Here is a 22533-nt window from a genome sequence, read left to right as displayed (position 1 = left end):
GGCAAAAGAACCCGCTTCGGCGTCAGTTGCTCGACGTCTCGGTCTCGGTCGCCGTCTCCTCCTCGGTGTCGTCGGTCGTCGAGGAGGTGGTGTCGTCGTCCGTGTCCGGTCCGTCCTTCATCTCTTCGAGCTCCTCGTTGAGCTCCTGTCGGCCCTTCTGGAACTCACCCATCGCTTGCCCGGTCGACCGAGCCAGCTTCGGGATCTTGTTCGCGCCGAACAGGAGCACGAGCACGAGGAGGATGATGACGAGCTCGGGGCCCCCGGGGATCGGTACTTGAAGCGGCGCAGTCTGGAACATCTCTATGCGGATGTACCCCACTCCCGACTATAGGCCTTTTGGAAATCGGGGGGAGCGCTTTTCCCCGACGACGGCAGACGATCGACTATGGACGACACCACACCGCCGGCGGTCGGTGACGACGCACCGGGGTTCACCGCGCCAACTGTCGACGCCGACGGCACCACGCCCCGCCCGCTTGAGGCGTATCTCGGCGAAACGCCGACCGTGTTAGCCTTCTTCCCCGCCGCGTTCTCCGGCACCTGCACCGAGGAGTTCTGTACGTTCCGGGACCGGCTCGGTCCGCTGGCCAGCGAGTCGGCGACGGTGCTCGGAATCAGCACCGACCTCCCGTGGGCGCTCGCGGAGTTCCGTGAGGTGGAGTCGCTACCGTTCCCGCTGGTCGCCGACAACGACGGCGCGATCTGTGCGGACTACGGCGTCCGGACACGGTACGAACGCCTCGGCATCGACGGCGTCGCCCGCCGATCGGTGTTCGTTCTCGACGCCGACGGTGCGGTCACGTACCGTTGGCTGGCCGACGATCCCGGGAACGAGCCCGACTACGAGGCCGTCGACGAGGCGGTCCGGAACGCCGCGGACGACTGATCGCCGACGGCACGCTGGCAGCTGCGGCGGACGACTGATCGCCGACGGCACGCTGGCAGCCGCGGCGGGCGAGTAGCTACCCGACGACCTTTTTCCGTCGGCTCCGCGAGACGAAGGGTATGGCTATGGAAGTCTCCGATCACGAGTACGACCCGCAGGAGGAGCACGCCTTCCCCGACGACCGACTCAACGAGGTGCTTCCCGCGCTGGTCGAGGACCCCGAAGTCGTCGCCTACCTCGAAGCCCAGAACGTCAACGCGGTCACGCGGAAGGGGTACAACGACCACGGGAGCAAACACATCGAGATCGTCCGGAACCGTGCGCTCCGGCTGTACGACCTGCTGAAAGCCGGCGGCGTCGAGTTCAACGGCGCCAGCGAGCAGGGGCTCGACGAGGCCGACGAGCCGGTGATCGTCGCGCTCGCGGCGACGCTGCACGACGTGGGCCACGTCGTCCACCGCGACGAGCACGCCTACTACTCGATCCCGCTGGCGGCGGACCTGCTCGACCGCTTCCTCGATCAGTTCTACGAGACGCCGGAGAAGGTGCGCGTGAAGGCGGAGGTGCTCCACGCGATTCTCTGTCACCACACTGCGGAGACCCCGCTGACCCGGGAGGCAGGCGTGATCCGCGTCGCCGACGCCCTCGACATGGAGCGTGGCCGCTCGCGCATCCCCTACGAGGAGGGCGGTCGGGGGATCAACACCCTCTCCAGTCAGGCGATCCGGCAGGTGAGCCTCCAGCCGGGCAACGGGAAGGCCGTGCTCGTCGAGATCGAGATGATCAACGCCGCCGGCGTCTATCAGGTGGACAACCTCCTCAAGGACAAGCTCCACGACTCGATGCTCGAAGACGACGTCCGCATCGTCGCCGTCAACACGAAAGGTGACGACGATCTGGTCGAGCGAATCGAGCTGTAGGCGGCTCAGTCGTCAGAGGTGGTGCCCGCCGACTGGCGCTGTTGCTGAACCGACGGTCCCGCCGGCGTCGACCGTTCGCTCTCCTCGCTGTCGCTCTCGGTGAGGATCGGGAACTCGCGTTCGAACTCGATCAGCATCCCCAGCATCGCGATCGCACACAGGATCGCGGTCGGGAGCCCGACGAGAATCGTGAACGACTGGAGCACGGGCATCCCGCCGGCGAGGCTGAGCGCGATGGTGAGAAGCACCATCATCAGCCCCCAGACCAGCCGGTTGATCGTCGACGGCGACTCCTCGCCGCCCGCGGCCATCATCGCGATGCTCAGTGTCGAGGAGTCGAGCGTGGTGATGAGGAAGCTCACCACCAGCAGCAGCAGCGCCGCCGAGAACACGGCGGGGTAGGGGAGTAGCTGCTCGAACAGCGCGAATCCGACGGCCTCCAACCCCGAGGACTCGTACACACCCAGCAGGTCCGCGGCGCCGGAGCTCTGGAGCAGCAGCGCGGAGCCGCCGGTGGCGGCGTACCACGGCACCGTCAGTGCGAACGAGCCGAACAGGCCGGCGAACACCAGCTCACGCAGGGTTCGACCCTTGGAGATCCGGGCCATGAAGATCCCGATCATCGGCGCGAACGTGAGCCACCACGGCCAGAAAAAGAGCGTCCACGAGCCGAGCCAGCCCGTCGCGTCGCCGTTCGGCGCGAAGAAGAGGCTCATCCCGACGAAGTCGGTCGCGTAACCGGTCAGCGCCTGCGTGGTGAGGTTGACCAGTGTCGTCGCCTGCCCGAACGCGAACATCGCCGCCATCAGCCCGATCAGCAGGACGACGTTGAGGTCGGCGAACCGCTTGATCCCCTTCTGGATGCCGGCGATCACCGACAGCAGGAACAGCACCCCCACGAGGAGGATCAGCCCGATCCGGCCGAGCTGGCCGAGGCCGACCCCCCACTTGAACGAGAGGCCGGAGGCGAACTGGCTGATCCCCAGCCCGAAGGAGACGGTGATCCCGCTGACGGTGACGACGACCGCCAACGCGTCGACGAGTTTCCCCAGCGGGCCGTCGAGGTTGTCGACGCCGACGAACGGCGCGAGAATCACCGCCGGACGGAACGGCGCACCCCTCCGGTAGACGTAGTAGGAGATCGCCACCGCGAACACGAGGTAGGTGGCCCACGCCGACAGCCCGTAGTGGTAGATGGCGTACTGCAGGGCGTCGGCCATCCGCGCCCACGTCCCCGCCGAGGAGTCGAAGTACGGCGGCCGCGTCCCGTAGTGGATCAGCGGCTCGACCGGGCCCCAGAACTCCAGTCCGCCGGAGGAGAGCCCCGCGGTGAACGTCATGACGAGGTACTGCCAGAACGTGAACTCCGGCTCCGTGTCGGGGCCGCCCAGCTTGATCCGGCCCCACGGGCCGATCATCACGTAGACGACGAAGACGAAGGCGAGGAACACGACCCAGAGGTAGAGCCACCCCAGGTTCCCTACGATGAACTGGTTCGCCGTCGCCAGCGTCGCGGCGGCGGTGTCGGAGAACGCGACGACGGCGACGATGATCCCCACCAGCGCGGCCACCGACAGCGAGAAGACGGCCACGTCCGACTTCTCCCGGAACGATTCGACTGCGCCCACGAGCTGCGACGATACACTCACGAGTGCGGAAGGAGGGTCAGTACCGCAGCCTGTCGTTCGACACCGTTCGCCGACGCTATCGTCTCAGATCCGTGCGAACTCACGCAGATTGCGTGCATCCGGCCGATGTCCAGTGAAGTGAGAGGGATGTATCTGTTGAAGCGGGACAGTCTAATCAGAGACGTGACTGTTTATCGGACCGCCCGTCCCTCCCGGAAAAGGCTGCGGCGAAGGATTCCTTTATGCGTCGGTGTCGTGTTCGGTCCGACGAAAGTGGCCCGTTTCGGCAACTCCGTCGCGCTGCTCCGCAACCGGGAGTTCCTCTCGCTCGCCGGCACCGCGTTCGCCCGGAGTCAGGCGTACTCGACCATCATCATCGCGCTCGCGCTGTACGCCGACGCGTTCGGCACCTCCGGGTTCATCGAGGGGCTGTGGGGGACCGCGTTCGCGTCGGTCCAGCTGCTGATCGTTCTCCCGTTGGGACGGAAGATCGACACCGGGAACGCCAAGCGCTGGCTGCTCGCCGGCCTCCTGATCAACGTCCTCGTGTTCGCGGGGTACATGTTCATCGGCGACCCGGTCAACGCGGAGATCGTCGCCCTCCTCAAGAGCGTCGGCGCCGGCGCGCTCTGGACGACCAACGGCTCGATCCAGGTCGTCCTCGTCCGGATGCTGCAGGGGATCGGCGCCAGCATCCTCTGGATCACGGGCTCGACCGTCGTCGGGCAGATCTCGCCGGACGACGAGAGCGGCCGCTGGCTCGGCTCGTACAATCAGGTCGCGGCGTTCTCCTCGCTTGCGGGCGATCTAGTCGGCGGCCTGCTGCTCTCGATGTACGATCCGCTCCAGTCGCGGGTGGTGTTCATCGTGCTCGCGGCAGTCACGATGGTCGCGTTCGTCCTCGTCTACTTCGAACTCCGCGACAACCCCGGCGGGGGCGTCGACGATCCCGAGGCCCAATCGGGGATCGGCACGATCAAGAAGCTGCTGAAGCTGCCGATGCTACGCTCGCTGGTGCTGTTCCGGCTCTCGTTCTCGGTGGGGAAGATGGCGGTGATCATCTTCCTCCCCATCCTCGCACGCACGGAGTTCGGGATCGACGCGTTCGCGATCGGCTGGATCCTCGCCGGCGGGAAGCTCACCAAGTCGCTCCTCCAAGGGTACGTCGGCGACCTCACCGACCAGATCGGCGACCGCGCGAAGTTCGTCGCCGCCGGCGCGCTGGTGTACGGCTTCGGGATCGCGCTGATCCCCCTGTCGCTGCCCGCCGAGGAGACGATGGGACGGTTCTACCTCGGCTACTTCGGCCACGGACAGGAGCTCGGTGGCGGATTCCTCGTGCTGTTTCTGGCCTACGCGATACTGGGGATCGGCGACTCGATCCGGCTGCCGGCGAGCATGGCGCTGTTCGTCGAGGAGGGCGAGAAGTACGACTCGGTCGCGAGCGCGATGTCGCTGCGGTCGATCTCCTGGAAGATCGGGCAGACCGCCGGCCCGCTCGGCGTCGGGCTGATCAAGGACTTCGTCGGCACCGTGCAGGCGTTCCTCACCGCGTCGGCGTTCGTCGTGTTCGCGACGGGCGTGTTCTGGCTCACCCACACGATGTCCGGGGAGTCGGAGCCCGCGGTCGCCGATTAGTCGCTCGGTCGACCGCCCCCGGACGGATCAGCTCTCGATCGTCTCGACGTCGAACGACGAGCGCTCGGCAGCGAGCCGGAACGTCGGCACCGTCCGGTACTCCACCTCGACGACGTTCTTCCGCCGGAGGCTGCCCAGCGCGTCCCGCACGGCCTCGACGTCGGGGTCGATGCCGAACTCCTCCCGGAGCTTCCCGAGCACGCTCACGACGCTCTCGGAGCGCTCCTCGGGGCCCGCGAGCACGTCGAGCACCTGCACGTGGAGTTCGGGAACCCTGATGCGGTCGGGGATCCCGCCCTCCTCCTCCGGGGGGACGCTGGGCTCAACGTCAACGAGATCGACGCCCTCGGCAGTCGCCCGGATCAGGCTGTCGTCGTCGCGGTAGTAGTAGTCGCTCAGCTCCGATTCGAGATACTGGTGGACCTCGCTCCCCGACTCCATCCCCCAGCGGTCCTGTAGCTCCTTGTTCTTGGTCGGCTGGAGGGTCACGATGTCGGCGAGGCGCTCTCTGGCCTCGTCGCTCAGACTCATCGGCCGTGGCTGGGGCGCGGGGGCGTATGGCTATTCCGGTCCCGGCGGGGCGCCGGCCGGAACCACGCCAGCTAAGCCCGCCAGCCCACTACGGACGGGCGTGCGAAACGTCACCGACCGGGTCTCAAACCCCTTCGGGATGGAGCCGCCCTGTGACCGCTTCGTCCCCGGCTACGGCGACGCCAACGCCGACTTCCACGTCGTCGGCGACCATCCCGGCGTCCACGGCGGCGCCGATACCGGCGTCCCGTTCACGGGCACGCCGGCGGCCGAACGCCTCCAGGACGCCCTCCGCGAGGCGGGGCTGCTCCACACCGTCGGCGACGAACCCGCGGTCGATCGAACGTTCCTCTCGTACCTCCACATGTGCGTTCCGGCCGACGATACCCCGAGCGACGCCGAGTACACGGAGATGGAGCGGTACTTCGACGCCGAACTCCGCGCGATCGCCGCCCACGTCCTGTTGCCGGTCGGCGAACGCGCGACCCGCCACGTCGTCGAAACGTTCACCGCCCGGGCCCACCGGACCGAGATCGAGATGGACCGCCTCCACGGGCAGGAGATTCTGGGCAGCGGCTGGCTCGTACTCCCGATTCAGGATCCGAGCGATTGGGCGGGAGACGAGGCCGAACGGCTCGTCGAGTCGCTGCTGGAGCTCCAGTCGACTGATTTCCGTCGGGAGACCGACCTCGGGCGGTTCCTCCCCGGCGGGGAGAGCTACCACGTTCGATAGCGCGGCTCACCGCGTCGCGAGCAGGTACCGCCCCACGTCGACGAGGAACCCGCCGCCGCTGAGAAGGGGTAGCACGATCAGGCCCAGCAGCGCGCCCCACGTCGGGACCGCGACGACCGGCCAGACCGCGAGACAGAGCGCCGGCGCGATCGAGGGGAGCGCGTACACCCACGCGGCGCCGCGCCCGAACCGCCCGACGGTCGTCAGCACGACAAGCGGGAGCAGCACCGTCCCGGCGAGCAGCACCAGCCCCAGCGTCGGCGTGCCGGCAGTCGCCGTCCGGGCCGCCGCGAGGACGTACTCGGTGGGCGAGTCCAGCGGGAACGTGCCGAGCAGCGTCGGGATCGGCGATGCCGCCACGTCGCCGACGAACGAGCGCATCGCGGCCCGTCGCGGGAGCGCGTACGCGCCGAGGCCGCCCGCATAGAGGAGGAGCGAGAGCACGACGACGCCGTACCACCGCTTCAGCCCGCGCCGGCGACGGACGCCCTCCGGCACCGACGAGTCGGCTGTCGCCGTCTGCGTCGAACTGGCGGCGGCGTCCCAGCTGTCCCGGTCCGTGCCGGCGGCCTCGTCGCTGCGATCAGTCGAGGACTTCCCTCCGGTTGTCGTCCCAGTGGTCGACGAACGACTGTCGGTCGTCGACGTGCTGCTTCCCGTACTGCCGTAGTCACTGCTCGACCCAGTCGAGGCGGTGGAGCCGCCGGATCGATCGCTCGTGGCGGCGTCGGTCGACGTATCCGCGGGGCTGTTCGTCGACGATTTCGCCGCCCTATCCATCGGTTCGGAGGTGCTTGGACCGCTATCCGTCGACCCGTCGTCGGTAGTTGTGCCGTCCGGCAGGTCCTCCTCCGGGAACACCGACACCGGCGGGAGGCCGTCGAGGTGTTGCTCGACGTACTCGTGGTGGCCAAGCCGGTCGTACGTCTTGCGCTCGGCCGGGTCCGAGAGCACGTCGTGGGCGGTCTTGACGAGCTTGAACTGCGCCTCGCCTTCTGGGTGGTCGTTCACGTCCGGGTGATACTTTCGGACACGCTCCCGGTACGCGCGCTTCAGTTCCTCGGCGGCGGCGTCGGCGGGGACACCGAGAACGTCGTAGAGGTCCGCCGGCATGGCTCCCGATACGCCCAGTCCGTGTTTGAATCTACCGCCCTCCGTTCGCCGCGGTCGCGCACCCCGCCGCGCGAAGTGGGAACCCTCTTGGGTGACCGCTGAACAGTTCCGCTATGGAACGGATCCGTCTGGGGAACACCGTCTTCGAAGGGGAGAACAACGTCTACCTCCTGCAGGGCGAGGAGACCGTGCTCGTCGACGCCGGGGTCGCCACCGAGCCGACGCGTGAGGAGTTCGTGGACGGGCTGGCGTCGTTCGGCGTCACGCCCGCGGACGTCGACCGCGTGTTCCTCACCCACTGGCACTACGACCACGCCGGACTGGCGGGGATGATCCAGAACGCCGGGGGGGCCACCGTCCACGTCCACGAGGCCGATGCCGGGCTGGTCTCGGGTGAGGAGCCGTCCCTGATGGAGGATCGAGCGCTCCAGCAGGAGACGTTCGAGGCGTGGCAGATCCCGGACGGCCCGCGCGAGGAACTGGTCTCCTTCCTCGAAGGCCACGCCGAGCTCGCCGGCGAGGACGTGGCGGTGACGCCGTTCACGGGCGGCGACCGCTTCGACGTGAACGGGACCGAGTTCGAGGCGGTCCACCTCCCGGGCCACTCCGCCGGGCTCACCGCCTTCGCGTTCGAGGCGGACGGGGAGCGGCAGGCGTTCGTCGGGGACGTCATCCTCCCGAAGTACACGCCGAACGTCGGCGGCGCCGACGTGCGAGTGGCGTCGCCGCTGGCGAAGTACGTCGACAGCCTCGTCGAGGTGATCGAGCGGGACTGGGACCGCGCGCTGCCCGGCCACCGCGACCCGATCGAGGAGCCGGCAGGCCGCGCCCGGGAGATCCTCGGCCACCACCGCGAGCGGACGGAAAACGTGGTTGACGTGCTCGAGCGCCACGGCGCGTGTGACGCCTGGACCGTGAGCCACCACTTGTTCGGCGAGTTGAAGATGATCCACATCCTCCACGGGCCGGGCGAGGCGTTCGCGCATCTGGATCACCTCGAACGGCACGGGATCGTCGAGCGGGAGGCGACCGACTACCGCCTCGTCGTCGAGGAGCCGGACGTCGAGGAGCTGTTCCCCGAACCGTAGCGATCCCTTGCGGGGCGGCTTCCCGCCGGCCGCGCACACGAGTGGTGCCCTTTTCCCTGCGAGCCGCGGAGTACGTGTATGAGCGAAGCCGACTCCGACTATCAGGTCGCCGTCGTCGGCGGCGGCCCGGCAGGGCTGACGACCGCACTCTACACGACCCGACTCGGCCACGACACGGTGTTGATCGACCGCGGCGGCGGGCGCGCGGCGATGATGCAGGACACGCACAACGTCATCGGGATCACCGAGGAGACCTCCGGGAACGAACTGCTGCAGACCGCGAAAGCACAGATCGAGTCCTACGGCGCCGACACCGTTCGGGGGATGGTCTCCGACATCGACGGCTCGGCGGGGAGCTTCGAACTCGCCGTCGGTGAGGAGACGTACACCGCCGAGCGCGTGGTGCTCGCGACGGGGTTCGCCGACGAGCGCCCGGACCCGCCGCTGCCCCGGACGGGGCGGGGGCTCCACTACTGTCTGCACTGTGACGCCTACATGTTCGTCGACGAGTCGGTGTACGTGATGGGCACCGGCGAGAGCGCGGCCCACGTCGCGATGATCATGCTCAACTTCACCGACGAGGTGGACCTGCTGCTCCGCGGCGAGGAGCCGGCGTGGAGCGAGGAGACCGACCGACAGCTCCGGGCCCACCCGGTCGACGTGATCGAGACCGAAATCGCGGGGATGAACACCGGCGAGGACGGCTGGCTGGAGTCGTTCGAGTTCGAGGACGGCACCGTCCGGGAGTACCGCGGCGGCTTCCCGATGTACGGCTCGGACTACAACGCCGATCTCGCGGACGCGCTGGGGCTGGAGCGCGCCGACGACGGCAACGTCGCGGTCGACGACCACGGCCGCACGTCCGTCGACGGCGTGTCCGCGGTGGGCGATCTCACGCCCGGCCACAACCAGATCCCGGTCGCGATGGGCGAGGGCGCGAAGGCGGGCATCGCGCTGCACTACGACCTCCGGGAGTTCCCTAAGTCGCTCGACGAGCTCGACGGCGAGCAGGTCGATCCGGCGTCGACGCCGGCGATCTCCGACGAGCTCCGCGAGGCTGCCCGACGCCGCGACGAGGTCGAGCCGGCGGCTGCCGACGACTAGCGAACAGGCGGTGCTGGGCGGCGCCGACGGACACACCGCGCTCTCGACCCCGTCGGTGGCGATGGTCAGCGCACGGGCAGCGTGGTCCCGGCATCGTACTTGAAGAATCGGGCCGAAGGGGAACGCCCTTATTTCTGCGTGTGGTTACTCCGACTGCGCACCGATGGTCTAGTGGCAGGACCTGAGCCTTCCAAGCTCATGGCCCGGGTTCAAATCCCGGTCGGTGCATCTCTGTCGAACGGAGTGAGACGAAATGCACAGGGGATTCTGAACCCTGTGAGTCGCAGCCCGCGCAGCGAAGCGAGCAGGAACGTCTCACAACGGTTCAAATCCCGGTCGGTGCATTTCTGTCGGAAGTCGCCGCAGAACCGAGAGCTACACGTTCCTTCGCCCGAAACCCACCTCCCATGACCAAGACCGTCGACGAGCTCCGCAACGAGATCCGGGTCGCTGTCGGCCGACACGAACGACTGGTCTCCTCCGGATTCACGAAGGAAGCCTTGGCTGCCATCTGTGAGTCGCTGGATGCCGACGTGGCGACCGCGAACATCCCCGGGAAGAACGTGATGCGGCAAGCGATCAGCGAGGCAGTCGACGGCGTCGACGAGCGCCGCGACCAGGGCAGTGGCTTCCGAAAAGCCGAACTGGAGGCCATCGCCGCCGAACTCGACGCCGAGTAAGCGAGTCGGCGTCGTTCGGTCCGCTTCGGAGCCGCGTCGACGCTCCCCGTGGAACAGATCCGCTGGCCGAAGAACTAACTCGCAGCCGTCTCACGGCCCACCCAATGGAGCGGAAGAACCGCTTCGTCCAGGACACCGAGGTCCTCATCTACCGGCTCAACCACGCGAACATCGACGAAGCGAAGCGCCTCGTCGAACAGATCTGCCTCGTCGCCGAGTCCTTGGCACAGGATCTAGAGGACGGCGAACAGAAGCAGTTCCTGCGAGGGACGAGCGAACTGATGGCGCGGTTCCGGAAGCAGATTCTCGACCTCGAAGCGCAGGGCGCATCCGACCAGAAGATCGCCGGGACCGTCCTCGAGGCGATGGACGAACACTTCAGCCGCGACGTGACCGAGTTCTCGCTCGAACTCGGCGCCGACGACGCTGTCGACAGTGAGAGCACGATCGACCGCCTCGTCGAGGAGAACGAGTGGCTCAGGGAGGAACTGGAGCGAGCGGAAGCGGACTACATGGAGCTGTACGACCGGTCCGCGGCGGATCCCGAGTGGCAGCGGTGACGCGTCGCCGCCGGCTCGGCTGCCAGTAGCGCCGGCTCAGTCCTCGGGGAAGAACTTCCCCGGCTCGTCGTGCCGGAACGAGCCGAGGTGGGTCGTGTCGAGCTTCTGGACGTGCGTGTACACCACGCCCTCCTCCTCGACCGCCGACTCCAGCGGCCCGCTGTGCTGTGTGTCGTACTGTGCGGCCAGCAGGATCGCGGTCCCCGAGGGCGGATCGAGCAGCTGGAGCAGGAAGAACACCTTCCCGCCGATCTCTTGGCGGAACACGTCGTAGCGCTCGAACCCGCCGGCGTCGAACGCCTCCCGGAACGCCGACTCGTAGTTACCCGGGATCACGTGAACGAAGCCGAACCGCCCCTCCTCGCCGGCCTCGGGCGGCTCGGGCGCGGCGTGGCCGACGGGGATCGCGACCGTCTCCCACCCCTCCTCGTCGAGCTCTGCCGCGATCGACTCCATCTCCTGTAGCGTCCGGCGCCACGCGTCCTTTCTCGCGTCGACGCTCGGCGGTGAGTCCTCCGTCGGGTCGGGCATGGGCGCCTTATGGAGATGCGACGTAAATACCTCCCGGCGATCGGTCAGACGCCGAACACTGCCTCCAGCGCGAACGAGACGAACAGGATGGCCAGCCCGGAGAGAAACCGCTTCGCGCCCAGGTCGAACCGCCGACCCACCGGGAGGCCGAGGCGCTCGAGCGGCGAGAGCCGGTCGACGACCGCCTGCGTCCGGGAGCTCTGCTCCGGCGTCGGCCCTTCGAGATCAGAGGGGTCGGTCGGCCAGAGCTGTGCGACGCCGACACCGAGCTGCAGGAACCCGCCGACGAACAGCAGGTACTTGAGGAGGATCCACGGCTCCCCCAGCAGCGCGCCGATTGCCAGCCCGGCGAGACACGCGATTCCCGCGGTGATCCCGGCGTAGACGACGCCGTCGATCGTCTTGGCGACGAACACCGCGACCGCGGACGACCGATCGAAGCCCATCACTCCGAGTCGAGCGTGGCCGCCGGCGATTCGTACTCGGGGGCGTGGCGGTGGCAGTAGCTGGTCCGCTCCTCGTCGTCGACGGTGTAGTAGTCGGGAGCGTCCCTGTCGCACGGTCCGCCGACCTCGCCTTTCAGGTACTGGCGGGCGTCCTCGGGGTTGCCGTCGCTCACGTCCTCGACGACGCGGTCGACGTGGGTAGCCAGCTCCGGCGGGAGCTCCACGTCGCCGAACACCTCCTCGGTGATCTCGTCGATGTCGGAGATCCGGGTCTCTAGCCCGAGCAGCTCTCGGGCGATCACTGTGATCGAGCGGTCGGTACGCACCCGTTCCCGGAGGATCTCCCGCAGCTCTTGGATCGCCCGCCAGGCGTCGTCGTCGACCGATTGGTACGCCTCCGGCCGGATCTTCATCGGACACCGCGTCGAGAACGGGCAGCCCTCCGGCGGGTTCCGGGGGCTCGGCGGCGCGCCCCGCAGCGTGATGCGGTCGGACTCGGCGTACGGGTCCGGCTCGGGGATCGCCGACAGCAGCGAGTGGGTGTATGGGTTCGCGGGGTTCTCGAACAGCCGTTCGGTCTCGCCGAGCTCCATGATGTGGCCGAGATACATCACCGCGACGCGGTCGGCGAGGTGGCGCACAACCGAGAGGTCGTGGGCGATGAGCAGGTACGTCAGGCCGAGGTCGTCCTGCAGGTCCCGAAGGAGGTTCAGGATCTTGGCCTGCACGCTCACGTCGAGCGCCGACACCGGCTCGTCGAGCACGAGGAACTCCGGTTCGAGCGCGAGCGCGCGGGCGATCCCGATGCGCTGGCGCTGCCCGCCCGAGAACTGGTGGGGGTAGCGGAAGTAGTGTTTCTCCGAGAGCCCGACTTTCTCCAGCAGCTCCCGCACCCGCTCGTCCCGCTCGGCTTTCGTCTTCCAGTCGTGGACGTCCAGCGGGTCACGGATCAGCTCCCCGACGGTCATCCGCTCGTTGAGGCTGGAGTCGGGGTCCTGGAACACCATCTGGGCGTTCCGCCGCCACTGTTTGAGATCGCTCCCCGACAGCGTCGTGATGTCGGTGTCCTCGAACTGGACGTCGCCGCTGGTCGCCGTCTCCAGCCGGACGAGCGTCCGGCCGAGCGTCGTCTTGCCACAGCCCGACTCACCGACGAGCCCCAGCGTCTCGCCCCGGTGGATGTCGAAGCTCACGCCGTCGACGGCTTTGACGGGGTTGTCCGAGAGGAGGCTGTCCGCGCCGTAGTGTTTCTTCAGGTCGCGGACGCTGACCAGCACGTCGTCGTCGGTAGTCGTGGACCGTTGCTCCCGCTCGACTGTCGCGTTCTCGTTACTCATCTTCGACCTCCGTCTCCTTTCCCTCCCGCAGTTGTCGATGCTCGTCGACGGCCGCCTCCCGACCCCGATCCTCGGGGTAGAGCAGACAGGCCGCCCTGTGGTCTGCCGCCCCGGACTCGACGGCCACTGGGGCGGGGTGGATCTCCTCGCAGGCGTCGAACTTCTTCGGACACCGCGGCGCGAACCGACAGTCCGTCGGCTGCGACGTCGGCGTCGGCACCTCCCCCTCGATCGTCCTGAGGTACGTCTCGTCGGGGTACCGGCCGGGGATGCTCTCGAGCAGCCCGTCGGTGTAGGGGTGTGCGGGGTTCTCGAAGATATCCCCCACGGGGCCTGACTCGACGATCTCGCCGGCGTACATCACGTTCACGCGGTCGCTGACCTCCGCGATCACCCCCATGTCGTGGGTGATGAACACGATGCTGAGGTCGCGCTCCTCCTGCAGTTCCTGGAGCAGTTCGAGGATCTGCGCCTGGATCGTCACGTCGAGCGCGGTCGTCGGCTCGTCACAGATCAGCAGATCCGGATCACACGCAAGCGCCATCGCGATCACCGCACGCTGGCGCATCCCACCCGAGAACTGGTGTGGGTACTCGTCGAGCCGCCGCCGTGCGTCGGGGATGCTCACCGACTCGAGCAGCTCGATCGCCGCCTCGTCGGCCTCGTCGCCCCGGAGGTCCTGGTGGACTCTGAGCGTCTCCTTGATCTGGTTCCCGACGGTGTACACCGGGTTCAGGCTGGTGAGCGGGTCCTGGAACACCATCGCGATCCCGCTCCCTCGCACCTCGCGGTACTCGTCCTCGGTCAGCCCGGTCAGTTCGCGGCCACGGAACTCGATCGACGAGCCGGCCGCGAGCTGTCCGGGGGCGTCGACCAGCCCCATGATCGACCGAGCGGTCACGCTCTTGCCCGAGCCGGACTCGCCGACGATGCCGACGGTCTCGCCCTCCTGTACGTCGAAGCTGATCCCCTCGACGGCCCGGACGGTCTCCTTGTCGGTGTGGAACACCGTCTGCAGGTCGTCGACGGCGAGCATCGGCGCTTCGGCCGTCTCGGGCGTCGCCCGACTCTCCGGTGTGTGGCTCATGCGCCACCCCCGCCGGCGGCGGCCGCAGTCGCGTCCTCGTCCGAGACGTCCCCGCCACCGCCCTCGCTCTGTGGGTCGATAGCGTCGCGGATCCCGTCACCCATCGCGTTGAACGCGGTCACGACCAGCGTGATCAGGAACCCCGGGATCAGCGAGATGTGCCAGGACGCGGAGGCGACGTACGGCTGCCCGACGCTGATCGCCCGCCCCCACTCCGGCGTCGGCGGCGTGATCCCCAGCCCGAGGAACGAGAGGCCGGCCACGGAGATGATCACGCCACCGAGCGTGAGCGAGGCGTAGATCAGCATGTAGCCGACGATGTAGGGGGCCATGTGTTTCCGCATGATCTGTGCGGGGTGTTGGCCGTAGTTCTTCGCGGCGTCGATCCACTCCTCCTCGGCAACCTGGAACGACGGGCCACGGACCGCCCGCCAGAGGTACGGCCAGTAGATCATGGTGAACAGTGCGATAAACAGCAGGGCCCCGTTGTACACCGTCGCGATCCAGGTGTTCGCGAACACGACCGCAGCCAGGATCAGGATCATCAACACCGGGAGCGCCTGGATCGAGTCGCTGGTCACCACCAACGCCAGGTCGACCGCACCCTTGTAGAACGACGAGATCATCGCGAACGCCATCGCGAGCACGCCCGCTCCGAGCATCGAACTCAGGCCGATGAACAGCGAGATCCGCGCCCCGTACGCGAGGAAGGTGAACAAGTCCTTGCCGGACGGCAACGTCCCGAACGGGTGGAACCGATCGAAGCTGTCGTACTGCCACGGGCCGACGTTGCGCGACGCCGAGCCGACCGACGTCGACTGTCGGTTCGCGGCGCCAGCCGTGATTGTCTCGACCTCGCCGGTCTGCTCGGAGAAGTACTGGATTTCGTGGGAGTACGGGTCCTGGATGTTCTGCTCCATCGTCGTCGGGCTCACGGCGGGCGCGAACAGCGCCAGCATGAGGAACAGCGCCACGATGAACATCCCGAACTTCCCCCACTGGTGGCCCCTGAGCCGGTCGACGATGTCGTCCGTCGGGGTCCAGTTGGCGACGCGGTAGTGGCGGCGGAACGTGATGTAGCCGAACCACAGCCAGCCACACCAGAGCGCGCCGTAGACGCCGATCAGCGCGATCCGGAGCAGCCAGGCGTACTTCGGCTCCAGCCCGAGGAACGTCCCCATCCACTCCTCGCCGGTGAAGTAGCCGCGGTTCGGCACGAGCTCGCGGGAGAGCAGTGTCGGAAGCGATCGGGAGGCGGCGACCGCCCCCGCCAGCGGACTGCTCCCGAGGACGAACGTCAACAGCCCGTCGAGCGTCCCCAGCACGACGGAGAGCACGGCCCCCAGCTCCGCGAGCAGGAGCACGAACGCCCCCGCCAGCCACCGAACGAGCGGGACGGGTCGGTCGCGTATTCGGTCCCGGTACGTCGTCGCCGTTCTCGGTTGGTCAGTAGACATGGTTTCAGCGGTCCTCGTAGCCGACACGCGGGTCCAGCACCGTGTACAGCAGGTCCTGGATGATGTTGAGCACGACCAGCGTCAGGATGAACACGAACAGCAGCGAGGAGACCAGCGGCAGGTCGCCCTGGATCGCCGACTGGAAGAACAGGTAGCCGATCCCGTTGATCGCGAACACGACCTCGACTAGCACTGAGCCGCCGATCAGCAGGAACGCCTCGCCGGTGATCACCGGCACCAGCGGGATCATCGCGTTTCGGAAGATGTGTTTCCAGACGATGTTGCGCCGGCTCATCCCCTTCGCCCGCGCGGTCTCGACGTAGTTCGAGTTCACCGTCTCCAGCACCGCGGTACGGCCGATACGCATCTCGTTCCCCATCGACGCCGAGCCCAGCACCAGCGCGGCCGGGAGGATCTGCTTGGTCGCCGCGAGGACCGTCGGCCAGGTCTCCCCGGGTGCCGTGAGCAGGCTGAGCGGGTCGCCGAGGAAGTCGAGCGGCGGCGGCGTCACGATGTTCGTCTCGACGAGGAACGTCGCCCACTCGAACCCGAGCAGCTCTTGGGACTGGGAGAGCACCGAGACGAGGATGATCGCGAGCCAGAAGTTCGGCATCGCGCGCCAGACGATCCCGCCGAACGACGCGAAGTAGTCGCTCAGTGTGTTCGGGTTCAGCCCCGCGTAGAACCCCAGCGGGATCCCGATGAACAGCGGGATCAGGATCGACCAGAAGCCGAGCCACAGCGTCCGGGGGGCGTACGACGCGATCAGCTCGTAGGCGCCGTCGCCCGGGCTGATCACCCACGACTGGCCGAGATTGAACGTGAAGAGGTTCCACATGTAGTCGATGTACTGGTCCCACAGCGGGTCGTTCAGCCCCAGCGACTCCCGGATCTGCTCGTACTCGGTGGGGTCGCCGCTCGGCCCGAGGATCGCCGCGGCCGGGTCGATCGGGCCGACCCGGATGATCAAGAACGCCACCGTCGTGCCCAGAACGAGGACGGGTATCGAGAGGAGGAGCCGACGGAGGAAGTAGTTCCATTTGGCCATCGATGTGAGGTATGGTACTACTTGGCAGGGATAAGAGTTTCCAATAGTGTATAGACTTGCCCGTTGGAAACCGTTTATCAGCGTAAGTTCCTACCGTCCTTCCATGGGACACGATGACAGGGGCGCCTCACGGCGTACCTTCCTGAAAACAACCGGCACCGTCGCGACCGGCGCGGCGCTGGCGGGCTGTACTGGCGGCGACGAACCGACGGAGGGCACCAACACCACGAGCGCGGGTGGCGGCATGGACGACACCGATACCGACACCGGCACCGACGGTGGCGGCAGCGGCGGGAGCAACGAGCTCCAGCTCATCAACGCGACGATGAGCTCGCTCGACCCCGTGCAGGCCTCTGATACCGCCTCCTCGGAGGTCACGACCCAGATCTTCGACGGGCTGATGAACTGGGTTGACGGGGGGATCCCCGTCGAATCACGCCTGGCCACGGATTACTCGGTCAGTGACGACTTCCTCACCTACACGTTCGAACTCAAGGAAGGCGTCACCTACCACAACGGTGACGAGGTGACGGCACAGGACGTCGTCTTCGCGTGGGAACGGCTCGCGGCGTCGCCGAACTCGCAGGCGCCGGCGGACATCCTGAGCGCGGTAAACGTCGCCCACGAGGAGACCGAGGACGGCTCGTACGTGCCGGGAACGATGGAGATGGAGGCCGTCGACGACTACACGTTCGAGTGCACGCTGGCGGCGCCGTTTGCCTCGGCCACGCAGGTCATGGCCAACAATCAGTTCGCGATCTACCCGGAGGGGATCGTCGGCGACATCGAGGGGTACGACGGCGAGATGGACCAGGGCACGTTCGCGTCGGACAACCCGATCGGCGCCGGGCCGTTCGAGTTCGAGAGCTGGCAGTCCGGGACCGAGGCGGTCGTCTCGGCGTACGACGACTACCACGGGAGCGGGCCGGAGGTCGACGGCATCCACTGGCAGATCATCGCGGATCCCTCGGCGCGGTTCAACTACGCGATGAACGAGAACGCGGACATGTTCGCCATCCCGACCTCCCAGTTCAACTCCGACAACTACACCGTCGACCGCACGGACGAGAAAGGGCGACAGCGCGGCACGTACGAGGCACGCAACGGCGAGTCGCTCAACGCGGTGGGCGTGCCGACGCTCAACTACAACTACGTCGGCTTCAACATGCCGGAGGTTCCGAAGGCGGTCCGGCAGGCGATGGCGTACGCGATGAACCAAGAGACGATCGCCCAGCAGGTGTTCAAGGACCGTGCAGCGCCGGCGTACCACACGATGTCGCCCACCGTCTACCCCGGTGGCTCCGAGGCGTACAACCAACACGCCGAGGAGAGCTACCCCTACGGCTACAACCAGACCGACCTCGAGAGCGCGAGGCAGGTGATGGAGGACGCCGGCTACGGCCCGAACAACCGCTACGAGCTTGAGTGGCTCCAGTACCAGTCGAGCACGTGGCTGAGCGTGGCGAACACGCTCCGCGACAAGCTGACCAACGCCCACATCGACATGCAGATCGAGCAGGCGCCGTTCTCGACGCTGCTCGAACGGGTGCGCGCCCTCAACGTCGAGGCGTTCACGCTGGCGTGGATCGTGCCGTGGGCGGCGCCAGACGCGTTCGTCAAACATCTCGACCCGGCCCGCTCTGATCCCACCGAGGGGGCAGCCGAGATGTTCGTCGACTGGCCGAACGACACCGAAGCGGCCCAGAACGCGATCGACGCGTGGCAACGCATCGTGGACAACCCGCTCGCCAACGACGAGGAGACACAGATCCGGAACGAGGCAGCGATCACGATGGAGGAGGCCAACTGGGAGGACGTGGCGAACCTCCCCGTCTTCCACGAGATCGAGCAGCGGTTCCACTACGACCACGTCGACGTCGATCCGTTCGGTAGCGGTGGGTCGTACAAGCAGAAACACGACAGCACGAGCCTGAACCGGTAGGCTCTCCACGACCGCTTTCTTCGGACATCCTCAGGCGGGCGCTACCGCTCCCGGACGCGCTCGCGCCGTCGCTCCAGCAGCTCCCGTACGCCCTGCCCGGGGCCGCCGTCGATCGGCCAGCCGTTCGTCCGCCACTGTGGCGGCTCCGGCTCGAACGAGCCACAGCGGCGCCCACACTCGGCCTCGCTCTGACAGCGATCCTTCGCGGCACAGGTCGGTACCGTCCCCCGACCGCTTCGGGCCAGCTCGAACCACCGACAGTCTGGCCGGGTCGTCTCGGTGAACGACCGCCACCCCTTACCGTAGGCACGCTCGGCGATCAGCCGTCGGCGCCGCGCTTTCTCCGCGGAATCGAACCGCTCCCCGCCAGCCGTGGGGTCCAGCGCCGACGGGAGCCAGTCCACCGCCGCCGCGTCCGCGGATGTGCCGGCCGAGAAGTCGAACGTGAGCACGCCCGCCTCCACGGGGAACTGCCGCAGCAGCGCCGGCTCCACCCGCTCGCCCGTCCGCCCGGTCGCGAGCCACACCTCGTCGGCCAGCGCGGTGTCCACGTCGTGTTCGAGCTGGTCCGACAGCGCGGCGGCGGCGCTCGCGTCGAGGTCCGGCTTGTTCTCGATCGCGATGATCCGGGACACCCAGTCGGGGTAGGGCCGTTTCCGCCGGATCTCGATCCGGTTGCCGTTCTTTCGCTTCTCGACCAGCCCGCGGGCGGCGGCGCGGTGGATCGCCTCCCGGACGTAGCGCCACGGGTAGCCCGGGTCCGGGAGCGCGTCGCGGTAGTATTCCCACTCGGCGGGCGCGTGGCGGACCACCGGCAGGAGGTCGCCGTCGATGGTCCGGTCGCCGAACTCGCGGCGCGCGGCGAGCCCCTCGGGGTCGCACTCGATCACGATCGTGTCCCAGCGGCGCTTCTTCGTCCCGAGTTGGCGCGAGACGAGCACGGGCGCGGCGTCGTCACTCCCCGCGGCGTCGTCGCCGGGCGGCCAGCCCAGCTCCGCCCAGCGACAGACCAGAAGTTCGAAGGAGAACTCCGAGTCGGTGGCGGGGGTCGGCACCGCTTACGCCGGCGTGCCGACGTACCCCTCGCCCTCGGCCTCCTTGACCTCGTCGAGGTAGTCGTGGGCGTCCTCGAGGATCTCGCGGGGGCCGTCCTGCGTGATCGTGTTGAGCGCCTGGTCGTAGTCGCGCCACTGCATGTCGCGGTGCTCGGCGGAGAGCTCCGCGCTGGCCTCGAACGACCGGGCGATGAACAGGTGGACCGTCTTGTGGATCGTGTTCCCGTCGGCCTCGAACACGTAGTCGTACTCCTTGCGGAAGCCGTCGATGAGTCTGAAGTCCTCGATACCGGCTTCCTCCGTCACTTCGCGGATCGCGGTCTGCTGGAGCTCCTCTTCCCCCTCGACCCCGCCCTTGGGGAACTCCCAGTCCCCCGGTCGGCTCTTCAGGAGGAGATACTCCCGTTCGCCGCGGGTGTCGCGGAAGAGGATGGCTCCGGCAGACGTCGCTTCGACCGTCATTGCGTTCGGGTAAGCGTCGTGCTCTTAAATTGGCTTCGGTGGGCCGAAATCCCCGCGCACGCTCCCGGCGCGGGAGCCGGTAGATGCGCTTTTCACGCTCGAACCCAACCACCGAGTATGACCTTCGTAACGACGCTTACGTTCCGGAGCGGGGACCGGGACGTACTAGACGACACGGTCGACGGGCTCAAACAGCGCGTCGAGCGCAAGGGCGCAGAGTGCAAGGGCCCTCACCAGGAACAGCCCGAACACCACGCGGTCCCGCTGTACTGCCGGTGCCAGCCGGGCGAGCAGATCGACCCGTGGAACTACACGGTGTACACTCGCTGGCTGGAGATCCACGGCTCCGACCACATCGCCCGCGAAGTCGTCGCGACCGACCTTCCCGACTCCATCCGCGTCGAGGTCGACGTGGAGCGCCGCGCGAGTCAAGCCTACCGCTGATTCTCTGTTTCTTCCTGCCGAAAGAAAGAGCCGCGAGTGGCCGCTCAGCGCAGTTCCGCTTCGCCCGTCGCGTTCTCCTCGTCGAAGGCGGTGACGCGGATCCGCGTCTCCTCGTCGACGGTCACGTCGTCGGCGGCACCGGGCAGCCGGAGCACGGTGTCGCCGATCCGGATCACCGCGTCGTCGCCGTCACGACTGGTGATGATGGCGGTCAGCTCGTCGCCGGGGCTGTACGTCGGCGTCGCCGTCCGGAACTCCATGCCCGCGAGGAACGCGTCGAGTCGGCTCATACGCGACTCACCTCCTCGCTCTCGCGGTCGCTGACGTACTCCAGCCCGAAGCCGGTCAGGGCCGCGAGCAGGAACACCGTCACGAGGAACCAGCCGTGGAACACGTACGGGAACACCGCGGCGGGGTTGACCACCATCTCGGCGGTGAACCACTCGTACTCGCCGGGCAGGGTCTGCATCGCGGAGTAGCCCGCGAGCACGCCGCCGCCCCACGGGAAGATATAGCCCAGTGCCGAGGTGTTGGCGTCGAGGATGTTCGCCCGTCGGTAGCCGTTGATGTTGAACCGCCGGCCCAGCGTGCGGATGTACGGCGCGACCGCGATCTCGGCGGCGGTGTTGATCGTCACCATCGCGTTGACGGCCGCGGTGCCGAGCACCATCGTCACCTCGGCGCGGCGCACGGAGGTCGCGACGGTCTCCAGCAGCCACGTCTGGAGCGCCTCGAACCCGCCGCCGGCGCGCATGATCTGTGCGCCGGCGACGATCAGCAGTGTCAGCACGATCAGCGGGAAGAAGCCCACCGCGCCGGTGTAGAGGCTCCCGCCGACGCCCGCCTCAGCGGCGGGTACGGTCTCGACGACTGTGCCGATCAGCGGCGCCGCGTCGAGCGACTGTGCCACCCCGGAGCTCTCGGGTGCCGAGAACACGAGCACGTCGCTGACGCCCACGTCCACGAGGTCGAACGCCCCCAGTAGGACGTTCAGCACGAACGCGCTTGCGAGCCCCCACGAGACCGCTTCGACGATGTGTCGCCCGGTGACGGCGGTCGCGATGACGATCGCGACCGGAATCAGGTGGAGCAGCCCCCACGCGGCCCCCGCCTCGACGCCCGCGTTGGCCGCGGGGTCGCTGGTCGACATGGTCGCGCCAGCGATCAGGTAGGCCGCAAGCGCCGGCACCGCGGCGACGACGGCGTACTTCACGCGGGAGGCGACGACGCCGCCGATGTCGGCGTCCTGTGTCACCGCGCTCACGATCGTCGTGTCCGAGACGGGCGCGAGGTTGTCGCCGAACACCGCCCCCGAGAGGATCGCCCCGAACAGGAGGATCGGGTTCGTCCCCAGCAGCAGGCCCGCCGGGAACACCAGCGTCACGAACGCGATCGTCGTCCCGTAGCCAGTGCCGATCCCGGTCGCCAGCACCGCCGCGAGCAGGAAGGTTACGGCCGGGAACAGCGCGGCGCCGACCTCGGCGGCGCCCGCCAGCCAGACGAGCCCGTCTACGAAGCCGCCGGCCTGGATCGTGTTCGCGAACATCCCCGCCCAGAGCCACGCGACGGCCGCGGTCGCCGCCACCTCCTGTGTCATTCCCTCGAAGATGGCGTCGGCGTACGCCTTCCAGTCCCCACGGACGAACGGGAGTCCGGCGATCAGGCCGACGAGCATCCCGACGACGAGGCCCGAGGTGTCGCCGATTCCCAGCACGCCGGACTGGAACACGGCCCAGACGACGAACACCGCGATCGGAACGGCGCTGACGGCCGGCCCACCGCGGAACCTGAGCGACGTCTCTTCACCCGGTTCGGTCGATGTTTCGTTCTGCACGAACGG

24 protein-coding genes and 1 tRNA gene are annotated in these 22533 nt (G+C 67.8%); 11 read left to right on the top strand and 14 right to left on the bottom strand.

The annotated features are described in order from the left end of the window. Nucleotides 1-22: 22 nt before the first annotated feature. Nucleotides 23-301 (bottom strand): Sec-independent protein translocase subunit TatA/TatB, encoded by a 279-nt coding sequence (locus BN1959_RS08210; RefSeq protein WP_053948195.1) that lies wholly within the window; start codon nt 299-301, stop codon nt 23-25. An 87-nt stretch (nt 302-388) separates the two neighbouring features. Between BN1959_RS08210 and BN1959_RS08205 the strand changes: the two genes are divergently transcribed. Further along, nucleotides 389-889 carry a redoxin domain-containing protein gene (locus BN1959_RS08205; RefSeq protein WP_053948194.1) on the top strand — a complete coding sequence of 167 codons (501 nt, stop codon included), beginning with the start codon at nt 389-391 and terminating at the stop codon, nt 887-889. 119 nt (nt 890-1008) lie between these two features. Continuing rightward, nucleotides 1009-1809 (top strand): HD domain-containing protein, encoded by an 801-nt coding sequence (locus BN1959_RS08200; protein WP_053948193.1) that lies wholly within the window; start codon nt 1009-1011, stop codon nt 1807-1809. 5 nt (nt 1810-1814) lie between these two features. Here the strand turns inward: BN1959_RS08200 and BN1959_RS08195 are convergent, their stop codons facing one another. Beyond that, nucleotides 1815-3437 (bottom strand): BCCT family transporter, encoded by a 1623-nt coding sequence (locus tag BN1959_RS08195; RefSeq protein WP_053948192.1) that lies wholly within the window; start codon nt 3435-3437, stop codon nt 1815-1817. A gap of 273 nt (nt 3438-3710) precedes the next feature. Here BN1959_RS08195 and BN1959_RS08190 point away from each other — a divergent pair, with 273 nt between their 5' ends. Continuing rightward, on the top strand, nt 3711-5075 hold the full coding sequence (locus BN1959_RS08190; protein ID WP_053948191.1) for an MFS transporter: 1365 nt from the start codon (nt 3711-3713) through the stop codon (nt 5073-5075). Between the two features lie 27 nt (nt 5076-5102). Here the strand turns inward: BN1959_RS08190 and BN1959_RS08185 are convergent, their stop codons facing one another. Beyond that, nucleotides 5103-5606, bottom strand: coding sequence for a DUF5797 family protein (locus BN1959_RS08185; RefSeq protein ID WP_053948190.1), 504 nt, complete (start codon nt 5604-5606; stop codon nt 5103-5105). 100 nt (nt 5607-5706) lie between these two features. Between BN1959_RS08185 and BN1959_RS08180 the strand changes: the two genes are divergently transcribed. Beyond that, nucleotides 5707-6339: a uracil-DNA glycosylase family protein gene (locus BN1959_RS08180; RefSeq protein ID WP_053948189.1), complete on the top strand. Its 633-nt coding sequence runs from the start codon at nt 5707-5709 to the stop codon at nt 6337-6339. 6 nt (nt 6340-6345) lie between these two features. On the opposite strand, the gene BN1959_RS08175 is transcribed toward BN1959_RS08180, so the two are convergent. Next, on the bottom strand, nt 6346-7452 hold the full coding sequence (locus BN1959_RS08175) for a DnaJ domain-containing protein (RefSeq protein ID WP_053948188.1): 1107 nt from the start codon (nt 7450-7452) through the stop codon (nt 6346-6348). Nucleotides 7453-7565: 113 nt separating this feature from the next. Here BN1959_RS08175 and BN1959_RS08170 point away from each other — a divergent pair, with 113 nt between their 5' ends. The 5 genes from BN1959_RS08170 (at nt 7566) to BN1959_RS08150 (ending at nt 10884) form a co-directional block, all read left to right on the top strand. Next, complete coding sequence (locus BN1959_RS08170; RefSeq protein ID WP_053948187.1) at nt 7566-8540, top strand: MBL fold metallo-hydrolase; 975 nt, start codon at nt 7566-7568, stop codon at nt 8538-8540. 78 nt (nt 8541-8618) lie between these two features. Continuing rightward, entirely contained in the window at nt 8619-9644 is a 1026-nt protein-coding gene (locus BN1959_RS08165; protein ID WP_053948186.1) for an NAD(P)/FAD-dependent oxidoreductase, read from the top strand. A gap of 157 nt (nt 9645-9801) precedes the next feature. Continuing rightward, nucleotides 9802-9872 (top strand) — tRNA-Gly (locus BN1959_RS08160). A 179-nt stretch (nt 9873-10051) separates the two neighbouring features. Continuing rightward, nucleotides 10052-10324 (top strand): hypothetical protein, encoded by a 273-nt coding sequence (locus BN1959_RS08155; RefSeq protein ID WP_053948185.1) that lies wholly within the window; start codon nt 10052-10054, stop codon nt 10322-10324. A gap of 104 nt (nt 10325-10428) precedes the next feature. After that, nucleotides 10429-10884 carry a hypothetical protein gene (locus BN1959_RS08150; RefSeq protein ID WP_053948184.1) on the top strand — a complete coding sequence of 152 codons (456 nt, stop codon included), beginning with the start codon at nt 10429-10431 and terminating at the stop codon, nt 10882-10884. Between the two features lie 36 nt (nt 10885-10920). Here the strand turns inward: BN1959_RS08150 and BN1959_RS08145 are convergent, their stop codons facing one another. From BN1959_RS08145 to BN1959_RS08120, 6 genes are read right to left on the bottom strand one after another with little or no spacing between them, the layout of a single operon-like run. Beyond that, on the bottom strand, nt 10921-11415 hold the full coding sequence (locus BN1959_RS08145) for a DUF7529 family protein (RefSeq protein WP_053948183.1): 495 nt from the start codon (nt 11413-11415) through the stop codon (nt 10921-10923). A gap of 44 nt (nt 11416-11459) precedes the next feature. Then, nucleotides 11460-11861, bottom strand: coding sequence for a DUF7555 family protein (locus tag BN1959_RS08140; RefSeq protein ID WP_053948182.1), 402 nt, complete (start codon nt 11859-11861; stop codon nt 11460-11462). Continuing rightward, nucleotides 11861-13198 (bottom strand): ABC transporter ATP-binding protein, encoded by a 1338-nt coding sequence (locus tag BN1959_RS08135; protein ID WP_053948181.1) that lies wholly within the window; start codon nt 13196-13198, stop codon nt 11861-11863. The genes BN1959_RS08140 and BN1959_RS08135 overlap by 1 nt, the downstream gene beginning before the upstream one ends. Then, a complete protein-coding gene (locus tag BN1959_RS08130; protein ID WP_053948180.1) occupies nt 13191-14285 on the bottom strand; it encodes an ABC transporter ATP-binding protein in 1095 nt (364 codons plus the stop codon). The genes BN1959_RS08135 and BN1959_RS08130 overlap by 8 nt, the downstream gene beginning before the upstream one ends. Next, a complete protein-coding gene (locus BN1959_RS08125) occupies nt 14282-15742 on the bottom strand; it encodes an ABC transporter permease (protein WP_053948179.1) in 1461 nt (486 codons plus the stop codon). The genes BN1959_RS08130 and BN1959_RS08125 overlap by 4 nt, the downstream gene beginning before the upstream one ends. Before the next feature lie 4 nt (nt 15743-15746). Next, on the bottom strand, nt 15747-16790 hold the full coding sequence (locus BN1959_RS08120; protein WP_053948178.1) for an ABC transporter permease: 1044 nt from the start codon (nt 16788-16790) through the stop codon (nt 15747-15749). Between the two features lie 103 nt (nt 16791-16893). Between BN1959_RS08120 and BN1959_RS08115 the strand changes: the two genes are divergently transcribed. Further along, entirely contained in the window at nt 16894-18732 is a 1839-nt protein-coding gene (locus BN1959_RS08115) for an ABC transporter substrate-binding protein (RefSeq protein WP_053948177.1), read from the top strand. Between the two features lie 41 nt (nt 18733-18773). Here the strand turns inward: BN1959_RS08115 and BN1959_RS08110 are convergent, their stop codons facing one another. Further along, nucleotides 18774-19787: a DUF5787 family protein gene (locus tag BN1959_RS08110; protein ID WP_053948176.1), complete on the bottom strand. Its 1014-nt coding sequence runs from the start codon at nt 19785-19787 to the stop codon at nt 18774-18776. Nucleotides 19788-19790: 3 nt separating this feature from the next. Next, entirely contained in the window at nt 19791-20249 is a 459-nt protein-coding gene (locus BN1959_RS08105; protein ID WP_053948175.1) for a bis(5'-nucleosyl)-tetraphosphatase, read from the bottom strand. A gap of 117 nt (nt 20250-20366) precedes the next feature. Between BN1959_RS08105 and BN1959_RS08100 the strand changes: the two genes are divergently transcribed. After that, complete coding sequence (locus tag BN1959_RS08100; protein ID WP_053948174.1) at nt 20367-20693, top strand: uS10/mL48 family ribosomal protein; 327 nt, start codon at nt 20367-20369, stop codon at nt 20691-20693. Between the two features lie 44 nt (nt 20694-20737). On the opposite strand, the gene BN1959_RS08095 is transcribed toward BN1959_RS08100, so the two are convergent. Together BN1959_RS08095 and BN1959_RS08090 are read right to left on the bottom strand one after the other, a co-directional pair. After that, nucleotides 20738-20983 carry a DUF7513 family protein gene (locus BN1959_RS08095; RefSeq protein ID WP_053948173.1) on the bottom strand — a complete coding sequence of 82 codons (246 nt, stop codon included), beginning with the start codon at nt 20981-20983 and terminating at the stop codon, nt 20738-20740. After that, nucleotides 20980-22527, bottom strand: a complete 1548-nt coding sequence (locus tag BN1959_RS08090) for a Na+/H+ antiporter NhaC family protein (RefSeq protein ID WP_053948172.1) — start codon at nt 22525-22527, stop codon at nt 20980-20982. The genes BN1959_RS08095 and BN1959_RS08090 overlap by 4 nt, the downstream gene beginning before the upstream one ends. Between the last annotated feature and the right edge of the window lie 6 nt (nt 22528-22533).

Source organism: Halolamina sediminis, from assembly GCF_001282785.1.
GTDB classification, from domain to species: Archaea; Halobacteriota; Halobacteria; order Halobacteriales; family Haloferacaceae; genus Halolamina; species Halolamina sediminis.
The sequence above is the reverse complement of the archived record's forward strand: the minus strand, read 5'-3'. Positions and strand labels throughout refer to the sequence as shown.